Origin of the sequence: Vibrio sp. CB1-14, from assembly GCF_040412085.2 — a bacterium.
Classification (GTDB): domain Bacteria; phylum Pseudomonadota; class Gammaproteobacteria; order Enterobacterales; family Vibrionaceae; genus Vibrio; species Vibrio chaetopteri.
This window is the reverse complement of the sequence record NZ_CP115920.1, coordinates 670,633-692,108: the sequence shown is the minus strand read 5'-3', so window position 1 is coordinate 692,108 and position 21,476 is coordinate 670,633. Positions and strand designations below refer to the sequence as shown.

Annotated in this window: 16 protein-coding genes and 1 pseudogene; 11 read left to right on the top strand and 6 right to left on the bottom strand. The window is 48.4% G+C overall.

Annotated elements, in window-relative coordinates; all coding sequences use genetic code 11:
* Window positions 1-172: 172 nt before the first annotated feature.
* From PG915_RS03170 to hrpB, 3 genes and pseudogenes are all read right to left on the bottom strand, one after another.
* A complete protein-coding gene (locus tag PG915_RS03170) occupies window positions 173-2,488 on the bottom strand; it encodes a patatin-like phospholipase family protein (protein WP_353497833.1) in 2,316 nt (771 codons plus the stop codon).
* A 76-nt stretch (window positions 2,489-2,564) separates the two neighbouring features.
* Window positions 2,565-4,958, bottom strand: coding sequence for a penicillin-binding protein 1B (gene mrcB / locus PG915_RS03165; RefSeq protein ID WP_353497832.1), 2,394 nt, complete (start codon window positions 4,956-4,958; stop codon window positions 2,565-2,567).
* Window positions 4,955-7,418 (bottom strand): annotated as a pseudogene (gene hrpB / locus PG915_RS03160) (ATP-dependent helicase HrpB). Before hrpB ends, mrcB begins: the two are co-directional and overlap by 4 nt.
* A gap of 56 nt (window positions 7,419-7,474) precedes the next feature.
* On the opposite strand from hrpB, the gene sfsA reads away from it, so the two are divergent.
* The 7 genes from sfsA to panC all read left to right on the top strand — a co-directional run bounded on the left by sfsA (window position 7,475) and on the right by panC (window position 13,380).
* A complete protein-coding gene (sfsA, locus tag PG915_RS03155; RefSeq protein ID WP_353497831.1) occupies window positions 7,475-8,185 on the top strand; it encodes a DNA/RNA nuclease SfsA in 711 nt (236 codons plus the stop codon).
* A gap of 131 nt (window positions 8,186-8,316) precedes the next feature.
* A complete protein-coding gene (gene dksA, locus PG915_RS03150) occupies window positions 8,317-8,763 on the top strand; it encodes an RNA polymerase-binding protein DksA (protein WP_042501194.1) in 447 nt (148 codons plus the stop codon).
* 80 nt (window positions 8,764-8,843) lie between these two features.
* Complete coding sequence (gene gluQRS, locus PG915_RS03145; protein WP_353497830.1) at window positions 8,844-9,731, top strand: tRNA glutamyl-Q(34) synthetase GluQRS; 888 nt, start codon at window positions 8,844-8,846, stop codon at window positions 9,729-9,731.
* Window positions 9,732-9,818: 87 nt separating this feature from the next.
* Window positions 9,819-11,174, top strand: a complete 1,356-nt coding sequence (gene pcnB, locus PG915_RS03140; RefSeq protein WP_353497829.1) for a polynucleotide adenylyltransferase PcnB — start codon at window positions 9,819-9,821, stop codon at window positions 11,172-11,174.
* Entirely contained in the window at window positions 11,174-11,659 is a 486-nt protein-coding gene (gene folK, locus PG915_RS03135) for a 2-amino-4-hydroxy-6-hydroxymethyldihydropteridine diphosphokinase (protein ID WP_353497828.1), read from the top strand. The genes pcnB and folK overlap by 1 nt, the downstream gene beginning before the upstream one ends.
* Window positions 11,660-11,683: 24 nt before the next feature.
* Entirely contained in the window at window positions 11,684-12,478 is a 795-nt protein-coding gene (gene panB, locus PG915_RS03130; RefSeq protein WP_353497827.1) for a 3-methyl-2-oxobutanoate hydroxymethyltransferase, read from the top strand.
* A gap of 8 nt (window positions 12,479-12,486) precedes the next feature.
* Window positions 12,487-13,380: a pantoate--beta-alanine ligase gene (panC, locus tag PG915_RS03125; protein ID WP_353497826.1), complete on the top strand. Its 894-nt coding sequence runs from the start codon at window positions 12,487-12,489 to the stop codon at window positions 13,378-13,380.
* 140 nt (window positions 13,381-13,520) lie between these two features.
* On the opposite strand, the gene PG915_RS03120 is transcribed toward panC, so the two are convergent.
* Window positions 13,521-14,777 carry a methyl-accepting chemotaxis protein gene (locus PG915_RS03120; protein ID WP_353497825.1) on the bottom strand — a complete coding sequence of 419 codons (1,257 nt, stop codon included), beginning with the start codon at window positions 14,775-14,777 and terminating at the stop codon, window positions 13,521-13,523.
* A gap of 133 nt (window positions 14,778-14,910) precedes the next feature.
* Here PG915_RS03120 and PG915_RS03115 point away from each other — a divergent pair, with 133 nt between their 5' ends.
* Window positions 14,911-15,681, top strand: coding sequence for a potassium channel family protein (locus tag PG915_RS03115; protein WP_353497824.1), 771 nt, complete (start codon window positions 14,911-14,913; stop codon window positions 15,679-15,681).
* Between the two features lie 32 nt (window positions 15,682-15,713).
* On the opposite strand, the gene PG915_RS03110 is transcribed toward PG915_RS03115, so the two are convergent.
* The gene (locus PG915_RS03110; RefSeq protein ID WP_353497823.1) at window positions 15,714-17,231 is read right to left on the bottom strand and encodes an inorganic triphosphatase; all 1,518 of its coding nucleotides are present in this window, start codon (window positions 17,229-17,231) and stop codon (window positions 15,714-15,716) included.
* Between the two features lie 206 nt (window positions 17,232-17,437).
* Here PG915_RS03110 and PG915_RS03105 point away from each other — a divergent pair, with 206 nt between their 5' ends.
* The 3 genes from PG915_RS03105 (at window position 17,438) to PG915_RS03095 (ending at window position 20,336) form a co-directional block, all read left to right on the top strand.
* Entirely contained in the window at window positions 17,438-18,118 is a 681-nt protein-coding gene (locus PG915_RS03105) for a TIGR00153 family protein (RefSeq protein WP_353497822.1), read from the top strand.
* A 123-nt stretch (window positions 18,119-18,241) separates the two neighbouring features.
* Entirely contained in the window at window positions 18,242-19,504 is a 1,263-nt protein-coding gene (locus tag PG915_RS03100; protein ID WP_353497821.1) for an inorganic phosphate transporter, read from the top strand.
* 220 nt (window positions 19,505-19,724) lie between these two features.
* Window positions 19,725-20,336: a TIGR04211 family SH3 domain-containing protein gene (locus tag PG915_RS03095; RefSeq protein ID WP_353497820.1), complete on the top strand. Its 612-nt coding sequence runs from the start codon at window positions 19,725-19,727 to the stop codon at window positions 20,334-20,336.
* 70 nt (window positions 20,337-20,406) lie between these two features.
* Here the strand turns inward: PG915_RS03095 and rpoS are convergent, their stop codons facing one another.
* Window positions 20,407-21,390, bottom strand: coding sequence for an RNA polymerase sigma factor RpoS (rpoS, locus tag PG915_RS03090; protein ID WP_353497819.1), 984 nt, complete (start codon window positions 21,388-21,390; stop codon window positions 20,407-20,409).
* Window positions 21,391-21,476: the final 86 nt, after the last annotated feature.

Below are 21,476 nucleotides of genomic sequence, written 5' to 3'. Positions count from 1 at the left end.
AAATCTTCCCATTTTGACCAACATTGCAAGTTTGAGTGAAAATCAACGATTTCCGACTAAAGTCGCAACGCGTTAGCGTCAAATTGGCCCTTCATTTTTTGCATTTATGTTCAGTATTACTTTCGGTGATAGCTAGACCTGATTAACAACCTGGGCTTTAGAAGGCATTCAGTTAGTAAGAGGAACCAATAATCAAGTAGAACGAACGCAGTCCCGTCTCAACCTGCCCATAGGAGAGCATTATTGGCCCAACCGGTGAGTCTATTCCTGCAAACACTGAGCCTGCTAGAAACAATGGTGCGTCCGAGAAGTTCTCATCCGTCCAAACGCCACCATATTCTGCAGACGCCCCTAAATAAACAGGGGACTGGAACATGCCAAAGTCATTATCAAACCAGCGATAACGGTAGACCAAACTACCATACGCTTTGTTCTGACCAATTAAGCTGTTGCGAGGAATACCGGATAAATTCAAGAATCCGCCAAGCTCTCGGGGGCTAACAGGTAAAGAATCATTCTCGGTGGAAATCATCCCCACATCAACAGAACCAACGAAGGTATTGCGCCCAATCGTGCGCGCATATTTCGTCTGCACCGTGATTTCTTTGGCGTAATCCGAAAAGCTCGACGCTTCGGTATTAAGGTTTTGTTCTCCGCTATCATGAGAGTGTAAGTACTCCAGATTCACGTACCAACCTTTGGTCGGTAACACGAAGTCATCGAGGGTGTCGAGGCGATAATTAACAAATAACCCCTTACGATCAAAGTCAAATTTACCCGCCGATGGCAGAGGCGACACAAGCGACTCTCCTGTGGTGTATCGAGCCCCCAGTTTAAACTCTTGCCATAACGCAGGCTGGTATCCGGCGGCTAATTCGCCTTCCCATTCTCGATAGGTCACTGGAATAAAGTCCGCACTTCCTTTGAGCGCTGGTTTCACACAATCATCCCCTGACGGGTTGATCTCACAAAGCACATTGCGTTTATCACTGCTGTACTTCACTCCCGCTAACCAGAACAAATCTTGGTTGAGCATAAACGGCGAGTAGAGCTCAGCTTCGACACGTTTGTCGGTACCAAAGTCAGCATTCACACGCAACTCAGCACCGCGATCATTGAGATCCGTAAAGTTGGTGGTTACCCCGATGGAATAAAAGCTGTTGGCGTTAAAGTCTTCCTCAAGGTAAAAGCGAAAGTCCATGTAGTTTGGACCCCAGGATTTTTCTTTAACGTCGACCAACAGATTGGTCTCACCATCGACCTCTTTGTACTGGTAGGTAATCAGCTCAAAACGATCAAGAGCATACAACTCCTCGATACGGCGCTCTATCTCATCGGTCTCAAGTACTTCACCAGCGGTTAGCCCAAGACGAGTAGTGATTAACTCATCACTGTAGTGGCTCTGATTATTGATAACGATTTTATCGACAACATTCTCGTCACCGTACACCAATTCACGTCTCGCTGCCTGCTTGTCATCAATGTAGTGCTGGTATTTGGAGCCATTAACGGATAGTGCGCGCAGCTGCTGCTCATTTTTATATGCTACTTGATAGCCAAGTTCATAAGCACGAGGCATGGAGGAAAAATCTGTTGTCGAGATTTGTCCAACACCTGGATGAAGGTAGATATCACCATCCTCTAGTGCTTGCATCTGCTCTTCAGTGCTGCGTCTTACTAAGTAGTTAGACAACTGCTCACCGACGCTAAAGAAGCTATTGAAGTCCTCACGAGTTTTGTAATCACTGCTGATGTCCACCGCAATGATGATGTCAGCACCCATCTGTTTAGCAAGCTCAACTGGCATGTTGTTAGTCACACCACCATCGACTAATAGATAACCGTCAACCTCATAAGGCGGTAAGGCACCCGGCACGGACATACTAGCCATCATGGCATCAACCAGATAGCCATCTTCCATTACCACAGGTTCAAGTTTAAGGATGTCGGTCGCGACCGAGCGATACGGAATGGCGAGCTCGTCAAAGGATTCAAACTGTGGAAGGTTGCCTGTCGTTTTACGCAAGATACGCAGCATATTTTGCCCCTGAACCACCCCTTTCGGTGCTTCGATGGAACCAAAATGCAGACCAATATCGGTACGAATTTGATAACGGTCTTCGGCTTCTTTGTCGCGGATACGGCGCTGACTTCGGTTAACGCGATCGCGGTAACCATTATTCCAATCAACCGTGTAGATGAAGCTTTCGATCTCTTCGGCGCTCATGCCTGTAGCATAAAGCCCTCCGACATACGCCCCCATACTGGTACCGGTGATGATGTCCACCGGTATTTGCATCTCTTCTAGCGCTTTTAGGACACCAATGTGTGCGGCGCCTTTCGCACCGCCGCCGGCAAGCACCACCCCAATGGTTGGACGCTCATCGGCATGTTCAGCCTTTGGTGTTACGTTCTGTGCGGCCAACACTCCACTGCAAGAGAAGGTGGCGACGGCTAAAAGCCAATGAGTTAGGCGTTTCACATTCATCCCTAAAAGCGCTTAATAATTATGGTCAATATATCAGTATATTAACGACTCTCCATATAATTAACACTAATCCAATTTACCAATCAAATAGATTTTTTATCCACTGTTTGGGTTGGTTGTCACACGATGCTTTAAGCTCACCGCCTTCATCCCATACCGGTAACTCGAACGGGTTACCGCAATCAAGCTGCAGCGCCCCCCCTTGCTGAGACTGAAAACCAATCATGCTGATGTTCTTAGGCCACGGTAAAATGAGCTTCTCTGGGATGCGCGCAGCGAGGTAATCCGAGTAAACGCGTAATGCACCACTTGAACCCGTAAGTTTCGTCGATTTGTTGTCATCTCGTCCGACCCAAATGGTGGTGACCTCACGCCCATCCACACCGACAAACCAACTATCTCGGGTATCGTTACTGGTGCCGGTTTTACCCGCCAGTGCCGCCCAAGCAAATTGACTGTTCAAGTAACGCCCCGTCCCCTCTGCTACACCTTTTTTCATCGCAAACGTAGTCAGCCATGCCGCTTGCTGAGGCACTTTCTGACTCGCTTTCGGCAACGAACGGTAAATCACATCACCATCGACGGTAACTACAGAGCGCAGCGCTGACAGCTCAGCTTGACGCCCCGAGTTCGATAGCGTTTGGAACATCTGTGCCACTTGATAAGGTGTTAACGATATTGCTCCAAGGAACATCGATGGTACTGGACGGATTTCGTCAGCATCCACGCCAAGGCGCACTAAAGTATCTGAAACGTTTTTAATGCCCAAAGACATGCCAAGGCGCACTGTGGGTACGTTGAGTGATTTCGCCAGAGCTTGATACAGAGGCACATCACCGCGGAACTTACGATCGTAGTTACGCGGCTGCCACACATTGCCCTTGCTGCCCTTTAAGGTCAGTGATGTGTCTTGAAGTGTGGTCGCTAAGTCGTACTTCTCTGGCTGCTCTAAAGCAGTCAAGTAGACTGCCGGTTTCACCAAAGAGCCAATAGGGCGACTGGCATTCAGCGCTCGATTGAAGCCGCTGTATCCGGTGCGCTTACCGCCCACCATAGCGCGGATCTCTCCCGTCGTTCTATCCACCGCAACCGCTGCTGCTTCTAGTCCTTTGCCCGAGGTTCTCTCAAGCTGAGGAACACGCTTTGCGATCGCTTTTTCTAGCTTATCCTGCGATACCGGATCGAGCGAGGTATAGATCCTGACACCTTTTGAAGCCTTGATCTTATCGCCGACCTTACGGCTAAGCTCTCGCTTAAGCTGCTGAAAATAAGCTGGCTGACGACTGGCTATCTGTGGATTTTTTTGCAGATCCAAATCGCGTGACGCGGCCATTTCAAACTCACGCCCAGTGAGCATCTCTTGATCCATCATCAGCTTCAACACCAAATCACGGCGCTGTTTGGCACGCTCTGGATGACGAATTGGGTTGTAGTAAGACGGTCCTTTGACCATGCCGACCAACAACGCGAGTTGATCAATACGCAAATCTTGCAGCGGCTGACCAAAGTACAAACGCGCCGCCAGACCAAAGCCGTGGATCGCTTCACCTCGACTTTGTCCCAAGTACACTTCGTTTAAATACGCTTCTAGGATCTGATCTTTGCTGTAGCGGTAGTCCAGAATCAGCGCAATGAACACCTCACGCACTTTACGCCATAAGGTGCGCTCACTGGTTAAAAATAGGTTTTTCGCTAGCTGCTGAGTCAGCGTACTGCCCCCCTGCACCGTGCGTCCGGCACGAATATTGGCAAAAAAGGCACGCGCGATCGCTGTTGGAGAAATACCGTCATGCTGATAGAAATCTCTATCTTCGGTGGCAATCAGTGCATCAATCATGATCTCCGGAAACTGGTCACGCCTTAAGAACAAACGCTGTTCATCGGCTTGTTTCTCAAGCATGCCCAGCATTTTTGGCTCAATTCGCAAAAAGCCCAGATCGCCCTTTTGCTCTAGCGATTGAATGCGAGACAGTGTGCCGTCATTGAAATAAAGCATCACATGGCGATCAGGTTCAGGGCCATCCGCGAATTCAAACGGACGACGAATCAGTTCGATCTTAGTCGATGAAGACGAGTACTCTCCAGGATGACGTGGCGCTGACACCTTGCGATAGCTAAGCACATCCAACTCGTTACGAAGCTGCGCAGGTGTAATTGAATCGCCCACAGAGAGGTTCAGCACTCGAGCATAAACGACCGTCGGCAGCTCAAACAACTCTCCTTCAAAGCGCTCTTTCACCACTTGATTCAAGTAATAAAGAACCGCCCCCATCGCTACCGTGCCGACTAACGCCAGTTTCCAACCAATGGAAAACAGACGCTTGCCCCAACCCACTTTGCCCTTTTTACCGCGCGTCGATTTGCGCTTTGGACGACGTGGCGCTGTTTTGCGTTTGGTCGTTGTTTTGGCCGGCGTTTTCTTTGGCGCAGGCTTCTTGCCCGGCGCCGCTTGTTTATTTCTTACTATCATGAATTTAGTTGTCTTTTGGTTTTACTGGTCGCCTGATGATTCATTGGATCATCGGGCCACGGATGTTTGGGGTAACGCCCTTTCATCTCTTTTTTGTACTTCTATATAGGCTCCCTGCCAAAACGCCGCGAGATCGCGGGTAATTTGCAGTGGCCTTTGTGCAGGAGAAAGCAGCTCAAGCACAATCGCCTGAGTACCGCGAGCAATGGTTGGCGACGTCTTCTCACCAAACATCTCTTGCAGCTTCACCGATAGCATCGGCGCCTCTCCTGCCTGATAACGAATCCGTTTGCGATTCCCCGATGCCACTGTTAGGTGAGTGGGCACAAGTTCATCGAGTAGCTTTAATTTATCCCACCCCAGCATCGCCTCTAAGGCGGCCATCAGATCCACTTTCTTAAGCTGCTTAGCGCTGCTGATGCCCGTCATAAACGGCAGCAACCACTGCTCTAGGTTGTCGAGCAGCGCTTCCTGACTCATTGCTGGCCAATCGCACTCAGAGAGCCACAACTGAGCACATTGTACTCGTTGGCTCAGTGCCTCAGCACTGTCAGTCCAATTTAAGGCGCCAAGCCCTTTTCGGCGAACATACCCAAGTAGCGCGCTAGCTGTATCTGCGTCATTCGGCACGGGAATTTCTCGACTCGCAATCACCACTGCGCCAATCCGACGTTGCTCACTAGCAATAAATCGTCCTTTGTCGTCATCCCAATCAACAACAGTCAACGCTTCAATCAGCCCTGGCAGAGTGCTTTCTAACTCATCGATATCAATCGGCAGTGCCTTATAAATCGCACTGCTGCCCTGCCCTGAACGCATTAAATCCAGCGCCACCAACAACTTCTCGTCAGAGAGGCGATGCTGATTATCTAACGAAGCACCATGGCCGTTTGCGAGCAAATAGTGTCCTGAGTGGTTTCGCGCCAGCGCTATTCTATCGGGGAATGCCAATGCTGCGACAACGCCAAGTAAAGATTCATCAACGCGACCAAGCGAGAAGTTAAGCTTAAAGCGAGAAGCGATGGCTTTGGCTCGCTGCATAAGAAGCGAACGACGCGCGATAATTCCTTGCTGCCAACGATGCAGCGATTGGCGCACATCGACTTCATTACGCTCAGGTTCCTCAATCAAGGCGCACAACGCAATCGCGCAGCTAAGTGCTTGCTCTCCAAGCGCCTCTGCTTGCAGTAGCATGCTCGCTAAGCGAGGCTCAACGCCAAGCTGATACGCCCTCTGACCAAGTTGAGTGGCTTTGCCTGCACGATCAATGAGCCTGAGCTTAGTCAGCAAGTCGCACGCCTGCTGAAGGTGGGCGTGTTTCGGTGCATCAATCCAAGCAAGGTCATTGGCATTGGTGCAGCCCCAGCGAATCAGCTCTTGTTGCAACGAGGCTAAGTCGCTGCGCAAAATTTCCGGGATACTCTGCTCTGGCTGTGATTGAAATTGAGTCTCACTATACAGGCGAACGCACAGCCCTGATTCTATTCGCCCAGCTCGGCCAGCACGCTGAATCGCCGAAGACTGAGCGATACGCCCTTGCTCAAGACGGGAGATACCGGTTTTTAAATCAAACCACGCTTGGTTTTCTAGGCCAGAATCGACCACCAAGCGAATGCCTTCAATCGTCAGTGAAGTTTCCGCGATGTTGGTCGCCAGTACGACTTTACGCTCTCCGGGCTTTGCCGGCTCAATCGCCGCTTGCTGCGCAGCAAAATCGAGCTGTCCGTATAATGGACAAATGCTAGCCTCTATTTGCGCTTGCTCAAGTAGCTCTTGCACTCGCTTAATCGCGCCAACACCGGGGAGAAATGCGAGTAAAGATCCCGACTCACGAAGTAGCAAGCGTTCAATCTGTTTCGCCATAAACTCCGGCAGTCGATCGTTTTGCGACATCGACTGATAGTCGATATCAACGGGAAAAGAACGTCCCTCAGATTCGATGTATTTCGCATCAGGAAGTACGCGCTTGAGATCGCCTGCATCTAAGGTCGCTGACATCACGACGATACAAAGATCATCGCGCAGCGCTTCTTGGCTCTCCAGAGCAAAGGCGAGCGCAGTATCAGCATGTAAGCTGCGCTCATGGAATTCATCAAAGATGATCATCCCAATGTCCGTCAACTCAGGATCGTCTTGCAGCATACGGGTTAATACACCTTCCGTCACGATCTCTAGCTTTGTTTCCGCACTGACTTTACTCTCGCCACGCACTCGGTAGCCTACCCGTTTACCCACCGATTCACCCAGCAAAGAAGCGATATAGACCGCAATGTTGCGCGCCGCGATACGCCGAGGCTCCAGCATGATAATCTTGCCGCTAACCATACCTGATTGCAGCAGTCTCAATGGAAAGTGAGTCGATTTACCAGCACCAGTGGCCGCTTTGAGAATAACTTGGTTCGTTGTTGCAATAGCTTGCGTCAGCTGTGGCAACACGAGTTCGATAGGCAACTGTGACAAGGGCATGACCTTATGTTGTAATGAAGTTCATCATTCTAATAAAAAACGGCCTCAAAATGCACTTCGATCCACCACTCAAATCAGGGAAACTCGTCCAGCGCTACAAACGCTTCCTTGCTGACATCACGCTCAGTGATAACCAAGAGATCACCATTCACTGCGCCAATACAGGAGCAATGACAGGATGCGCCGCTCCTGGCTCTACTGTTTTTTACTCCACTTCAGACAATCCAAAGCGCAAATACCCAAATAGTTGGGAACTGACCCATACTAAGGCAGGACACTCGATTTGCGTCAATACCGCTCGTGCTAACACCTTAGTGGTTGAAGCAATAGAAAATAACGTTGTAAAAGAGCTGATTGGTTACCAAACTCTAAAGACCGAGGTGAAATACGGTCAAGAAAACAGCAGAGTGGATATTTTATTGCAAGATAGTGATCGTGCGGATTGCTACATCGAAGTAAAAAGTGTCACACTGCTGGATGAAGGCAATACGGGACAAGGGTATTTTCCAGATGCCAAGACCACTCGTGGTCAGAAGCACCTGAGAGAGCTCACAGAAATGGTTCAAACCGGACATAGAGCCGTATTATTTTTCGCAGTTTTGCATTCAGGGATTGAAAAAGTGTCAGTGGCACACCATATAGATGCGAAATATTCACAATTACTTGAGCAAGCAAGGCAGGCTGGGGTTGAAGTGATTTGTTATAAGGCAGCGTTTTCTGACAATGAAATTAGGCTCGTATCCGCGCTGGATTTCAGTTAAAAGTGATGCCACTTCACATTGAGAAGAAGATTAACAAACTTCGTTTGCCACCGGCATTTGTTTTTGCTATAGATACCCGCCTTAAAATTAACTGTTCGCACAGTTGACTAGGTGTAAGTAGGAGATGCTGCATGCCAGAATCTAAGAAAAAAGCGCTAGGCATCCTAGCCATTGCAGGTGTTGATCCATACCAAGAAAAAGCTGGTGAAGAATACATGTCACAGCCTCAATTGGATCACTTTACTAAAATCTTAAGCGCTTGGCGCAACCAACTTAGGGAAGAAGTTGATCGTACTGTGCACCACATGCAAGACGAAGCAGCTAACTTTCCAGATCCGGTTGACAGAGCTTCTCAAGAAGAAGAGTTCAGCCTAGAGCTACGTAACCGTGACCGCGAGCGTCGTTTGATCAAAAAGATCGAAAAAACGCTAAACAAGATTGAAGAAGACGATTTTGGCTTCTGTGAATCTTGTGGTATCGAGATCGGTATCCGCCGCTTAGAGGCGCGTCCTACAGCTGATTTGTGTATCGACTGTAAGACACTTGCAGAAATCAAAGAAAGACAGATGCAAGGCTAACAAGCGAAAAAAGGGAGCACACGCTCCCTTTTTTGATCTACTCCTCAAACACAATTAAGCACTGGCTATATTTAAGCACTATGTATATTGGTCGATTCGCCCCCTCTCCGTCAGGCCCCCTTCATTTTGGCTCTCTCGTGGCTGCTCTAGGCAGTTACTTTCAAGCTAAGTCCCGAAATGGGCTTTGGCTGGTTCGCATCGAAGATATCGATCCACCACGAGAAGTTGAAGGTGCCTCAGAGCTAATTCTACAAACCCTAAAAGCCTACGAGCTTAATTGGGATGGTGAGGTTTTATACCAAAGTCAGCGCCTAGACGATTATCAAGCGCAAATTGACCGTTGGCTAGCAGAGGAGCAAGCTTACCTATGCGAGTGTACTCGCAAGCAAATTAAGGCCGCAGGCGGTTTCTACCAAGGGGCATGCCGCGACAAAGCGCTTACTGATAGCCAAGGCTGCTCCGTACGTCTTAAGATGCATTATCCAATTTCTTGTTTTGTGGATGAGAAACACGGAACATTGACGATCCCAGATGGACTCGCTAAGGAAGACTTCATTATCAAACGCCGTGATGGCTTGTTTGCGTATAACCTTGCCGTGGTGCTCGACGACATCCATCAAGGCGTCACAGAGGTCGTACGTGGCGCTGATCTCATTGAGCCAACCGGGCGCCAAATCAGCTTGTATAAGACCTTAGGTGCCGCACCTGTCACTTATCTGCATCTGCCGCTCGCGATTGATGACAGTGGCAATAAGCTGTCTAAGCAAAATCACGCGACAGCGATTGATCTCAGCAACCCGAAACCGACCTTGCTCAATGCAATGCGCTTTCTAGGCTTTGAGATAAGCGACGATATCGCCGGTCAAAATATCGCCAAAATCGTGCAATGGGGAGTTGAGAATTGGCAGCTATTTCAGCTTCCAAATCAGCTCAAAATCAAACCACCATTCTCAAATGAGTCGCTCTAGGCTAGAATAAGCGGCAAATTTCATGCGTCAGGCACGGAGCTTGGGTAAAAATCACCCAGTTTCGCGAACCTTAATTGCGTTAATACTATGAATAAAAAAGAAAATTCCCAGAAAGCTCATCATGTATATAGTGACATATCCTTACAGGTCTATACACGTGACGAGCACAACATCTCGCGCAAGCAAATCAGCGATAACGCGTTAAAAGTCCTCTACCGCTTAAACGGTGCAGGTTATGACGCCTACCTCGTTGGTGGTGGCGTGCGTGATTTGCTGCTTGGAGAACAACCTAAAGATTTCGATATAGCGACTAACGCAACGCCAGAGCAGATCAAGAAGCTGTTTAGAAACTGTCGCCTGATTGGCCGCCGTTTCCGCCTTGCTCATATCATGTTTGGGCGTGACATTATCGAGGTCGCGACGTTTCGAGGTCATCACCAAGAGCAAGAAAAGAACGTCTCTCAACAGAGCAAAGATGGCATGCTGCTGCGTGACAATGTCTACGGTAGCATTGATGAAGATGCTGAGCGTCGTGATTTCACTATCAATGCGATGTACTACAGCATTGGTGACTACTCGATTCACGATTACGCTGGCGGTGTTGAAGATCTTGAAGACCGTTTGATTCGCCTCATTGGCGAGCCTGACGTGCGCTACCGTGAAGATCCTGTTCGTATGCTGCGTGCAGTTCGTTTTGCCGCCAAGCTCGATTTTGATATCGAAGAAGATACGGCAGCACCGATTGAAGAGCTTGCACCACTGCTACGTGACATCCCATCTGCACGTTTGTACGAAGAGTCACTTAAGCTGCTGCAATCTGGTTACGGTTTAGAGACCTATCACCTAATGCGTGAGTACAACTTGTTCCAACAATTGTTCCCACTTATTGCGCCGCACTTTACCGAGGACTACTCGTCCCAGTCAGAGCAAGTACTTGATTTGGTCCTTGATGCCACCGATGAGCGTATCGAGGAAGGTAAACGCGTCAATCCAGCGTTTATGTTCGCAGCCATGCTTTGGTACCCAATGATGGAGCACGCCAAAGAGTTGATGGAGCGCGGCATGTCCGAATACGACGCGATGATGGAAGCCAGCAACATTGTCCTTGATGAGCAGGTGAAATCGACAGCAATTCCACGTCGTCACACCGCGACGATTCGCGAGATCTGGCAGCTACAACTTCGCTTACCGCGTCGCTCTGGCAAACGCGCTTTCCGCCTCATGGAGCTCAACAAGTTCCGCGCCGGCTTCGACTTCCTCGAAATGCGTGGCGAAATCGAAGGTGGTGAAGTGGCCGCTCTAGCTAAATGGTGGGGCACATTCCAATCAGCAGGTCGCAATATGCGTCAAGCAATGGTGAATGACCTTGGTGGTTCGAGCTCGCGTTCTGGCTCACGTCGCAAACGCAGCCCAAAAGCCAAAAAAGCGAAGAGTGCTGAGTAATGACCATCTGCTACATTGCGATTGGCAGCAACCTGTCCGATCCTGTCTCGCAAGCCAAAGTGGCCATTGAGGCATTGAAAACACTACCAAAGAGCGAGCTATTGGCTTGCTCTTCCCTTTACAGCAGTACACCGATGGGGCCACAAAATCAGCCCGATTACATCAACGCTGTGGCAAAGGTAACTACCGAATTAACGCCTTTGGAACTGCTCGATTGCACCCAAGCTATCGAGCTAGAACGTGGGCGTGTCCGTAAAGATGAGAGATGGGGCCCAAGAACTCTCGATCTCGACATCATTCTTTACGGCAATGAGGTGATCGATTCCGAGCGCTTAACGGTTCCGCACTATGGAATGAAACAACGTGAGTTTGTTCTCTATCCGCTTATGGAAATCGCACCAAATTTACAACTCCCTGATGGGACTGAGCTCACTGTACTTATCGACCAAGTCGACCGCAATGGACTCAGAGTTTGGCAATCCTAGCCAAGCCCCTAATAAGGATTAAAAATGAAAAAAATCAACATTAACGACCTCATGAAGTGGAAAAACGAAGGTCGCAAATTTGCAACATCCACCGCGTATGATGCGAGCTTTGCGGCTTTGTTTGAAAGCCAAGAGATGCCTGTTATTTTAGTCGGCGACTCACTCGGCATGGTACTGCAAGGCCACAACGATACCTTGCCAGTGACTGTTGAAGACATCGCCTATCACACGCGTGCAGTGCGTGCTGGTAGCCCTAACTGCTTGTTGATGGCAGATATGCCGTTTATGAGCTACGCAACCCCACAGCAAGCGTGTGAGAACGCAGCAACACTGATGCGCGCTGGCGCAAACATGGTGAAGCTAGAGGGTGGCGACTGGCTGGTTGATACAGTAAAAATGTTGACTGAGCGAGCGGTTCCCGTTTGTGCTCACCTAGGCCTAACACCACAAAGTGTGAACATTTTTGGTGGCTACAAGGTACAAGGCCGCGATCAAAAGAACGCGGACAAAATGGTACGTGACGCACTTGCACTACAAGAAGCTGGCGCGCAGATCATTCTACTTGAGTGTGTTCCTGCTGAACTCGCAGCGCGCATTACAGAAGTGCTTGATGTTCCAGTGATTGGCATTGGCGCAGGTAATGGCACCGATGGTCAAATCCTAGTAATGCACGACATGTTTGGCATTTCAGCGAACTACATGCCTAAATTCTCAAAGAACTTTTTGGCTGAAACGGGCGACATGCGTAGCGCCGTTGCTAAATATATCGCGGATGTGGAAAGCGGTGCTTTCCCAGACGACGCTCATACGATTGCCTAGGGGGAATCATGCAAACTTTCGCTGATATTGCAGAACTTAGAGAGCAAATTGCTCAGCTAAAGCGTGAACAACGCCGAATTGCCTTTGTTCCGACTATGGGCAACCTTCACGAAGGTCACCTAACGCTGATGCGCAAAGCTCGTGAGAATGCAGATGTAGTGGTAGCGAGTATTTTTGTTAACCCTATGCAGTTTGAGCGCGCGGATGACCTCAACAACTATCCTCGCACACTCGAAGATGATCTTAGTAAGCTGACCGCTGAAGGCGTCGATTTGGTTTTCACGCCGACACCAGAAGTGATGTACCCACAAGGTTTAGACAAACAGACGTTTGTTGAAGTGCCGGGCATCTCACACATGCTCGAAGGCGTATCACGCCCAGGGCACTTTAGAGGCGTCGCAACAATCGTTACTAAGCTGTTTAACATCGTGCAACCGGACGTCGCTTGCTTTGGTGAGAAAGACTTCCAGCAGTTAGCTTTGATCCGTCAAATGGTGAGCGATCTGGCGATGAATATCGAGATCATTGGTGTGCCAACTGTCCGTGAGATGGACGGTCTCGCAATGAGTTCACGTAACGGCTACCTAACTATGGATGAGCGTCAACGTGCACCAGTACTGGCTAAAACCATGCGTTGGATGAACAGCGCGATTCGTGGCGGCCGTGACGACTACCCATCTATCATTGAAGATGCTAGTGACCAACTGCGCGCAGCAGGTCTGCAGCCGGATGAAATTTTCATTCGTGATGCACACTCCCTACAAGCGATCAACGAGAGCTCGGCGCAAGCGGTCATTTTAATGTCAGCGTTTTTGGGCAAAGCGCGCCTGATTGACAATCAAGTACTCGAACTTCAGCATACCCAAGTGGAACCTGAGACAAGCAGCGAAGAAAATCAATAGTCATCACGATTGCGGTTGCCAGCCAATAAAGATGGCCACTGAATAGAGATGAATAATAGATAGAAAAACGGCTCACTTGATACCAAGTGAGCCGTTTTTTAATGATGTAAACCTTCCGGTTTAGACGCCATGAGCTCGCATTAAACTCGGAATGATTTGATCTTTCCGTCCAACTCTTCTGCGTTGCTTTGCATCATCTCTGATGTCTCTAAAAGCTCTGTCACCACCGTCACAGACGCTTCAACCAACTCGCGAACATTGGTCAGATTTTGGTTCATCTCTTCCGCTACGCTGCTTTGCTGACCCGCTGCGGTCGCGATTTGGAAGTTCATGTCATTGATTTGATTGACTTGGCTAACGATGCCATCAAGTTCAGCACCGGCATTGGTCACAAGCTCCACACCATCTGCCGCTTCAACCACACTTTTCTCCATTAGCTCTACCGCAGAATTGGCGCTCGATTGAAGGTGAGAAATCATCTCTTGGATTTCAACCGTCGCCTGCTGAGTGCGCTGCGCTAAGTTACGTACTTCATCCGCAACCACAGCAAAGCCGCGGCCAGCTTCACCCGCACGTGCCGCTTCAATCGCCGCATTAAGCGCTAGTAAGTTGGTTTGCTCTGAAATGCCTTGAATAGTGCCAACAACACTACCAATCGACTCAACACGCTCTTCCACTTGGTTGACCGCCTGGGCTGATGCAGAGATATCATTCGACAGCTCACTCATCTTAGTCACGGTACCTTGTACAAAGCGCTGACCTGTCTCTGCTTGACCCGACGCTTGTTCAGTCAGCTGCGAAGCATTTTGCGCATGATCAGCCACAGTTTGTACCGTCGACGTCATTTCGCTCATTGCCGTCGCCAGTTGATCAATTTCTTGGAACTCTTCTTGAGAAGATTCTTTGGTCTCAGACATGCTAAGTGTCATCACTTCAGTCAGCGTCGCTAGCTCTTGAGAGGTCGCTACCTGAGTCTTGATGATGTCTTGCAGGTGGACACGCGTTTTCTCAAGTTCACGCGCCACATCGCCGTATTCATCTTTACATTCCATAAGCACAGGAATGGTAAGATCTTTATCGGCCATACGCTTAATCGCATCACTTAAATAGTTGGTTTGCTTAAGCATAGTTTTCGCGGCAAACAACAATAGAGCCACGAAGAGAACAATCATTAGGGCAGTCTGCCATACGACTTGAATTAGATAGGCTTCGTAGTGCTGCTGAGCAATCGCTTCGTTCTGGGTTGCGGCAAGAAGGGAGTCGTAAAATGTGCTTGCATCCCACAACTGCTTACCAATCAGCAATACGGTACTAAAAATCATCAACATCAACATCTTAGGGATCAAGCGTACATCCGTGATGAGTCGCTCCCATGGTTTAAATGTCAGTGCGGTCATTATCCGTTCTCCATTAATTATTATATAGTTAGAGAATCTTTCTCTAACTGAATGTCATCATCACTTGCCTGCATGCCAAAGCCGTAGGGGGAATTGTGACTCATGAGACCAAGTTATTTATTTCGAGCCTCGTATGAAAGCAAATGATACCAAAACTGAAGTTAAGCCTCTGAGCTTATTGTCACTTATCCTCTCTTTTATGGCTCTATTTGTGATCTCAGCCTTATTGTTTGCTCCCATCAACGAGGATGAGCGTACTGTTCTTATCGGCCTCGACTTTATTATCTGTAGCTTATTTATTCTGCAACTTGTTGTGGATCTGATCCGCTCCACAGATCGAGTGCAATTTATGAAAACGCATTGGATTGATTTCCTCGCCAGTCTGCCGATGATCGAGCCACTGCGCTTTGCTCGTGTCTTTCACATTTTCCGCGTAGTGCTTGTCATTCGTTCTGGTGAAACCTTGTTAAGACAGCTTGCTCGCAACAAGCATGAGACGACAATCGCCTCGATCCTTCTGCTGCTTGTGCTGCTAATTACGGTTGGCGCTGGACTCATTATGTGGGCGGAAAGTGGCGATCCTGATGCGAATATCCAGCATATTGGTGATGCTGTTTGGTGGGCTTTCGTCACGGTATCGACCGTCGGTTACGGTGATCACTACCCAGTTACAAGTGTGGGTAAGGTCTTGGCTGGTATGATTATTATCTGCGGTGTCGGTATGTTTGGTATGACATCGGGCTTGATCACTTCGCTCCTATCTTCACCCAGTTCCATGGATGAAAGACGCTCCAAACACAAAGAAGTGATGTTACAAAAGGTGCTCAATCAGCAAGAGGTGATTTTGCATAAGCTGGAGAAAATGGAACAGAAAATTGAATCACTAGAACGCGAGAAAAAATAAGGAGGCCTAAAGCCTCCCTATTCTAATTTGTACTAGTTTTGCCAATATGGCTCAGCTTCAATACTGATTTGCCTAGTTTGCTCCATGGCATGCAGAATCGAGCTCTCTTGGCGACGTAGCCAGCGTTCAAGCTGTTCACGCTCTTCGCCTTCCAGTTTTTCCACCAGCGGCTCTAAAAGCTCTAACATCAGCAGATCATCAATGCCTTGCAGCAAGTCTGCCCACGGCAAGCGAAAATTATTCCGCTCTTCCATGCTGTAAAGGCTGGCGAAACCAACACCCGTGTAAAGGTTGCGCATCAGTCGGTACTGCTGCTCAATGTATTCCTGACGTGTCAGTGATTTTTTGGGCGGGAAGGCATCCATCAGCTCAGCCCAAGTGCGTGCCAACTGCTGCATGGAGAATGGCTTGATTGACTGAGCCATTTTCTCGCGTGCTTTATCATCTAAGAATGGCTGCCAACCGCGAGACAAAATCCAACGGCTGAGGTCCAGTAACAGACCCGCATATCGTCCCGAATGAATCAGTCGCAACATATCTTCGCGATCTGGCAAGTCTTGCTCACGCTCTTTTAGCTTTGAAACGAGGAATTTTCGAGCATCAAGCTTTCGAAGCACGTGTCCTTTGTCTTCCAAAAGTGTTTCAAAATGTTCATAGCTCTTTAGCCAAGCAAGTTCTTGCTCTAGCCACTTCAGCTCTTGCCTAACGATAGCGCTGGCGCGTCGAGGGACGATGCTGCCATATACGGTCAATGTTTGACGAATAAAGCTCAGTGCGTAGCTGATTTCGAGCAGCGCTTCAATCGATTCGTGCTCGGTATATATCTGCTCGTGATAGTGCCAATGCGCCAAAGCATGCTCTAGAGACTGGATAAAGCAGGTTTCAACACTGTCTGTGTCCGAGGTGTCCACCAGCTCCAGGCTTTTCACCGGATCGCCGCCATAATCCGCCGCTAAGCGATAGCCTCGCGCAGCTTTACTTAAGTTACCTAGACGAATACCGCCCGCCTCACAGAAGGCGCGAGCAAGCGTAAATAGCACGTCTGTTTGCCCCGATTTAAGCTCGAGTTCGACTTCGCAGATAGGGTAAGTTTTGTCCCCTGATGACACTAAACCTTGATCAAACGCCACTTCTACCTGACTGCCATCGGCCATACCAATCAACCATTGCTCACGCGTAAAGTCGGTGGCAAAAATCGGCACCAATTGAGCTTGCAGCTCTTCAACGCTGCGCCCTTCTGGGTAGATGTCGAGGGGGTGTAGCGTGAGTTCTGGATCATTTGATGTGTGTTCAGCATTAAATTCCGGACGTTGATGCAACCCCGCAACGACGCGACCTGCGGTTTTCATGGTTTGCACAAAAACATCATCGAAACGACGAATTCTCAGTCCAATGTCATGCTGACGAAGCCAGTTATCGGGGGTGTCGAAGTAAGTGTTTCCTAACTCGCGACAACTGTGCTGAAGTACTTTTGTTTCAGCAATCTTGCTGAGTAAAGTTTCTGAAAAATCAGGAGAAACAAAAAACTTCAGTTCTATCTCGGTTTCCATAGTTTTACCTTTCGGGGACACTCACAACAGGATATGAGCAATTGTACTAATCAGCAAGTGACAAATATCACCCAAATGATGATCTAAAACAGTTTAAATCGGCGTTTTAATGGGTTAACATGCGCGCCTTTATAGCCATCGCTCAACATTTCACCATGATATTGGTGTATGTTTATTTCAGGTTATATTAATTAGGTTGAACAACCATGCCAGTAAATACAATTATGGGGTTATTTGCAAAGTCCCCAATTAAGCCTTTGCAGCGCCACGTTGTGTGCGTAACAGAATGTTGCTCTCACCTTATCAACTTCTTTGAGACAAGCTCAAAGGGTGATTGGGAAAAAGCAGCGGAGATCCGTGCGCAGATTTCTCATCTTGAGAAAGAAGCCGACGTTTTGAAACGTGAGATCCGTCTTAAACTACCACGCGGCCTGTTCTTGCCTGTAGACCGTAGCGATATGCTAGAGCTACTGACGCAGCAAGATAAGCTTGCCAACCTTGCCAAAGACATTGCCGGTCGTGTTTACGGTCGCCAACTTGTCATTCCTGCGCCACTTCAAGAAAACTTCATCGCTTATGTGAAGCGTTGTCTTGATGCAGCAAACCAAGCTCAGAAAGTTATCAATGAGCTGGATGAACTGCTAGAGACAGGCTTTAAAGGTCGTGAAGTGACTCTGGTAGCAGAGATGATTCACCAACTCGATGTCATCGAAGATGATACCGATGCCATGCAAATCCAGCTTCGTCAGCAACTGATGGCGATTGAACAAGACATGAACCCAATCGACGTTATGTTCTTGTACAAAATTCTTGAATGGGTCGGCGGTATTGCAGATCAAGCTCAGCGCGTAGGCGCTCGTCTTGAACTCATGCTGTCTAGGTCTTAAACACACGTTAACTAAGTAACAAAGAGCGAAGAAGTATTAGGCGTTGAGCACAGACAATGCTTAAGAGATTGCCCTGCGCCAAACTTTTGCTCCGCTTGTTATGAAACAAAACTAGGTATTACAATGGATATTCTTGCAAACTACGGCACTATCCTGATTCTTGTTGCGGCGATGTTCGGTTTCCTTATGGCGATCGGTATCGGTGCAAACGATGTTGCCAATGCAATGGGTACTTCTGTTGGCTCTAAAGCTCTAACAGTTAAGCAAGCTATCATCATCGCGATGATCTTCGAATTCGCCGGCGCATACCTTGCTGGCGGTGAGGTAACAGACACTATCCGTAAGGGTGTGATTGAAACCTCGCTGTTTGCTCACCAGCCAGACGTTCTAGTATTCGGTATGATGTCGTCTCTATTAGCGGCAGGTACTTGGCTATTGCTCGCTTCTTACATGGGCTGGCCGGTATCAACTACTCACTCAATCATTGGCGCTATCATCGGTTTCGCTTGTGTGTCTGTGGGTACTGAAGCGGTTGACTGGGGTTCAGTAAAAGGCATCGTAGGTAGCTGGGTTATCACACCTGTGATTTCTGGTTTCTTCGCTTACCTTATCTTTGTCAGCGCACAGCGCCTGATTTTCGATACCGAAAAGCCACTGTTTAACGCTAAGCGCTTTGTTCCAGTGTACATGTTCATTACCACTATGGTGATTGCGCTGGTAACCATCAAGAAAGGTCTAAAACACGTAGGCTTGCACCTTGAAGGTATGGAAGCGTGGGCGTGGGCTGCAGGCGTTTCGTCTCTAGTTATGATTGGCGGATACATCTACATCCAACGTAAATTTGCAGACCGTGAAGAAGACCATGGCTTTAGTGGCGTAGAAGGTATCTTCAGCGTTCTGATGGTTATCACAGCTTGTGCGATGGCATTTGCACACGGTTCAAACGACGTAGCGAACGCGATTGGTCCGCTGTCTGCTGTTGTTTCAACGGTTGAGCACATGGGTGAAATCAACGCTAAGAGCACCATCGCATGGTGGATTCTTCCACTAGGTGGTATCGGTATCGTTGTGGGTCTCGCGACTATGGGGCACAAAGTAATGGCAACGGTAGGTACAGGTATCACTGAACTAACGCCTAGCCGCGGCTTCGCAGCGCAGCTAGCAACGGCTTGTACCGTTGTTCTAGCGTCGGGTACCGGTCTTCCTATCTCGACCACACAAACGCTTGTAGGTGCGGTATTGGGTGTTGGTTTCGCTCGTGGTATCGCAGCACTTAACTTAGGTGTTGTACGTAATATCGTGGCTTCTTGGGTAGTGACTCTACCTGCTGGTGCACTACTTGCGGTAGTATTCTACTACATGATGCAAGCGATATTTGGTGCATAAGCCAAGGCTTAGATAAAGTCAGGGAGATGTGAAGCTCACGTCATATTTGACTCAAATTCAAATAAAGGGAGGCTTTGCCTCCCTTCTTTGTTGCACCCGATTGAGAAACTTCATACTATTTGCCCATTCTTAAAAGTTTACAATTTGAGAGTGCGTATCAGCCCAGCTGCAAACGCGACTTTCTTCATCATTCCCCATTGATACACTTAAGGGACTTACTGTGAAAAAACTGATCTGCATGATCATGGTGTCGTTACTCGCTGCTCCCGCAGCGTTGGCTCAAGATCGATATATTGCTGACAAGCTATTTACCTATCTGCACTCAGGGCCAAGCGCTCAGTATCGTATCATCGGCAGCATTAACGCTGGTGACAAAGTGCAACTACTATCTTCTAACCGTGACACGGGCTACTCCCAAGTTCAAGACAACCGCGGCCGTAAAGGCTGGGTAGACTCGAAGTTCGTCACGGCTCAAGAAAGTATGGCGGTACGCCTACCTCGTCTTGAGAAAGAACTGACGCAAGTTAAATCTCAGCTAGCAAATGCACGCGAAACTGCGGACAGCGAGAAAGGTGGCCTAGTCAGCTCTCTAGAAGCGCGCAACAAGCAAATTGCAGAGCTTGAGCAAAACTACTCTGACATCAGCGCGCAGCTGACGTCTTCTCAAACAGAAATCCGCGAGCTACGTGCTAAACTGGATACGCAAAAAGAAGACCTACTACTGCGCTACTTTATGTATGGCGGTGGTGTTGCGGGTGTAGGCCTTTTGTTTGGTCTTATCCTTCCTCACATTATCCCACGTCGTAAGAAGAGTCCTAATGGCTGGGCATAATGCTTAGAGCATGACTTTGAATACAAAAAAACCGCCTCACGGCGGTTTTTTATTACGGTTCAATTACGATTTAATCGTCGTCAAAGTTAAACAGTGATTCCATATTCAAGCCTTGCTTGACTAAAATGTCACGCAGTCTACGTAGACCTTCGACTTGAATTTGACGCACACGCTCGCGAGTAAGATTGATTTCTCGCCCAACTTCTTCAAGGGTTGAAGGCTCATAGCCTAGCAATCCAAAGCGTCGTGCCAACACTTCTTTTTGTTTTGGATTCAGTTCATCAAGCCAGTGAATAAGCGATGATTTAATATCGTCATCTTGGGTTGAGACTTCAGGATCTGAGTGCGTTGAATCCGGAATGATATCTAACAGCGCTTTCTCACCGTCCCCACCAATTGGCGTATCAACCGAACTGATACGTTCATTGAGTCTCAGCATCTTGGAAACGTCGCTCACCGGTTTATCCAGCTTATGTGCAATTTCTTCGGCTGTTGGCTCATGATCCAGCTTTTGGGACAGTTCACGGGCTGTACGTAGGTAAATGTTGAGCTCTTTTACCACATGGATAGGCAGACGAATCGTGCGTGTTTGATTCATCAAAGCACGCTCAATAGTTTGGCGTATCCACCACGTCGCATACGTTGAGAAACGGAAGCCGCGCTCGGGGTCGAATTTCTCTACTGCACGAATAAGACCTAAATTGCCTTCTTCAATTAAATCAAGAAGCGCTAGACCACGGTTACTGTAGCGTCGAGAGATCTTAACCACTAATCGCAAGTTACTTTCGATCATGCGTTTACGGGCTGCTTCATCGCCTTTCAGTGCACGTCTTGCATAGAGCACTTCTTCTTCTGCGGTCAAGAGTGGTGAAAAGCCGATTTCGCCGAGATAGAGCTGGGTGGCATCTAAGCTTTTCGCAGAGGCATCGTACAAATCCTTGTCTTCAGTCTCTGTTGCGGCGTCATCGTTCGTCAGTGTAGGTTCTACAACATCAACAGTCTCACTGTTGGCATCGAAGTTTTCGTTCTTGGTTACTGCATTGCTGATACTCATAGCGCCTCCCCCTGGCGAGCTAGCAAGACATGACAACTCAACTATGTCGCTAACTTTCTCTGATTAAGTCAATCAAATTGCAAGTA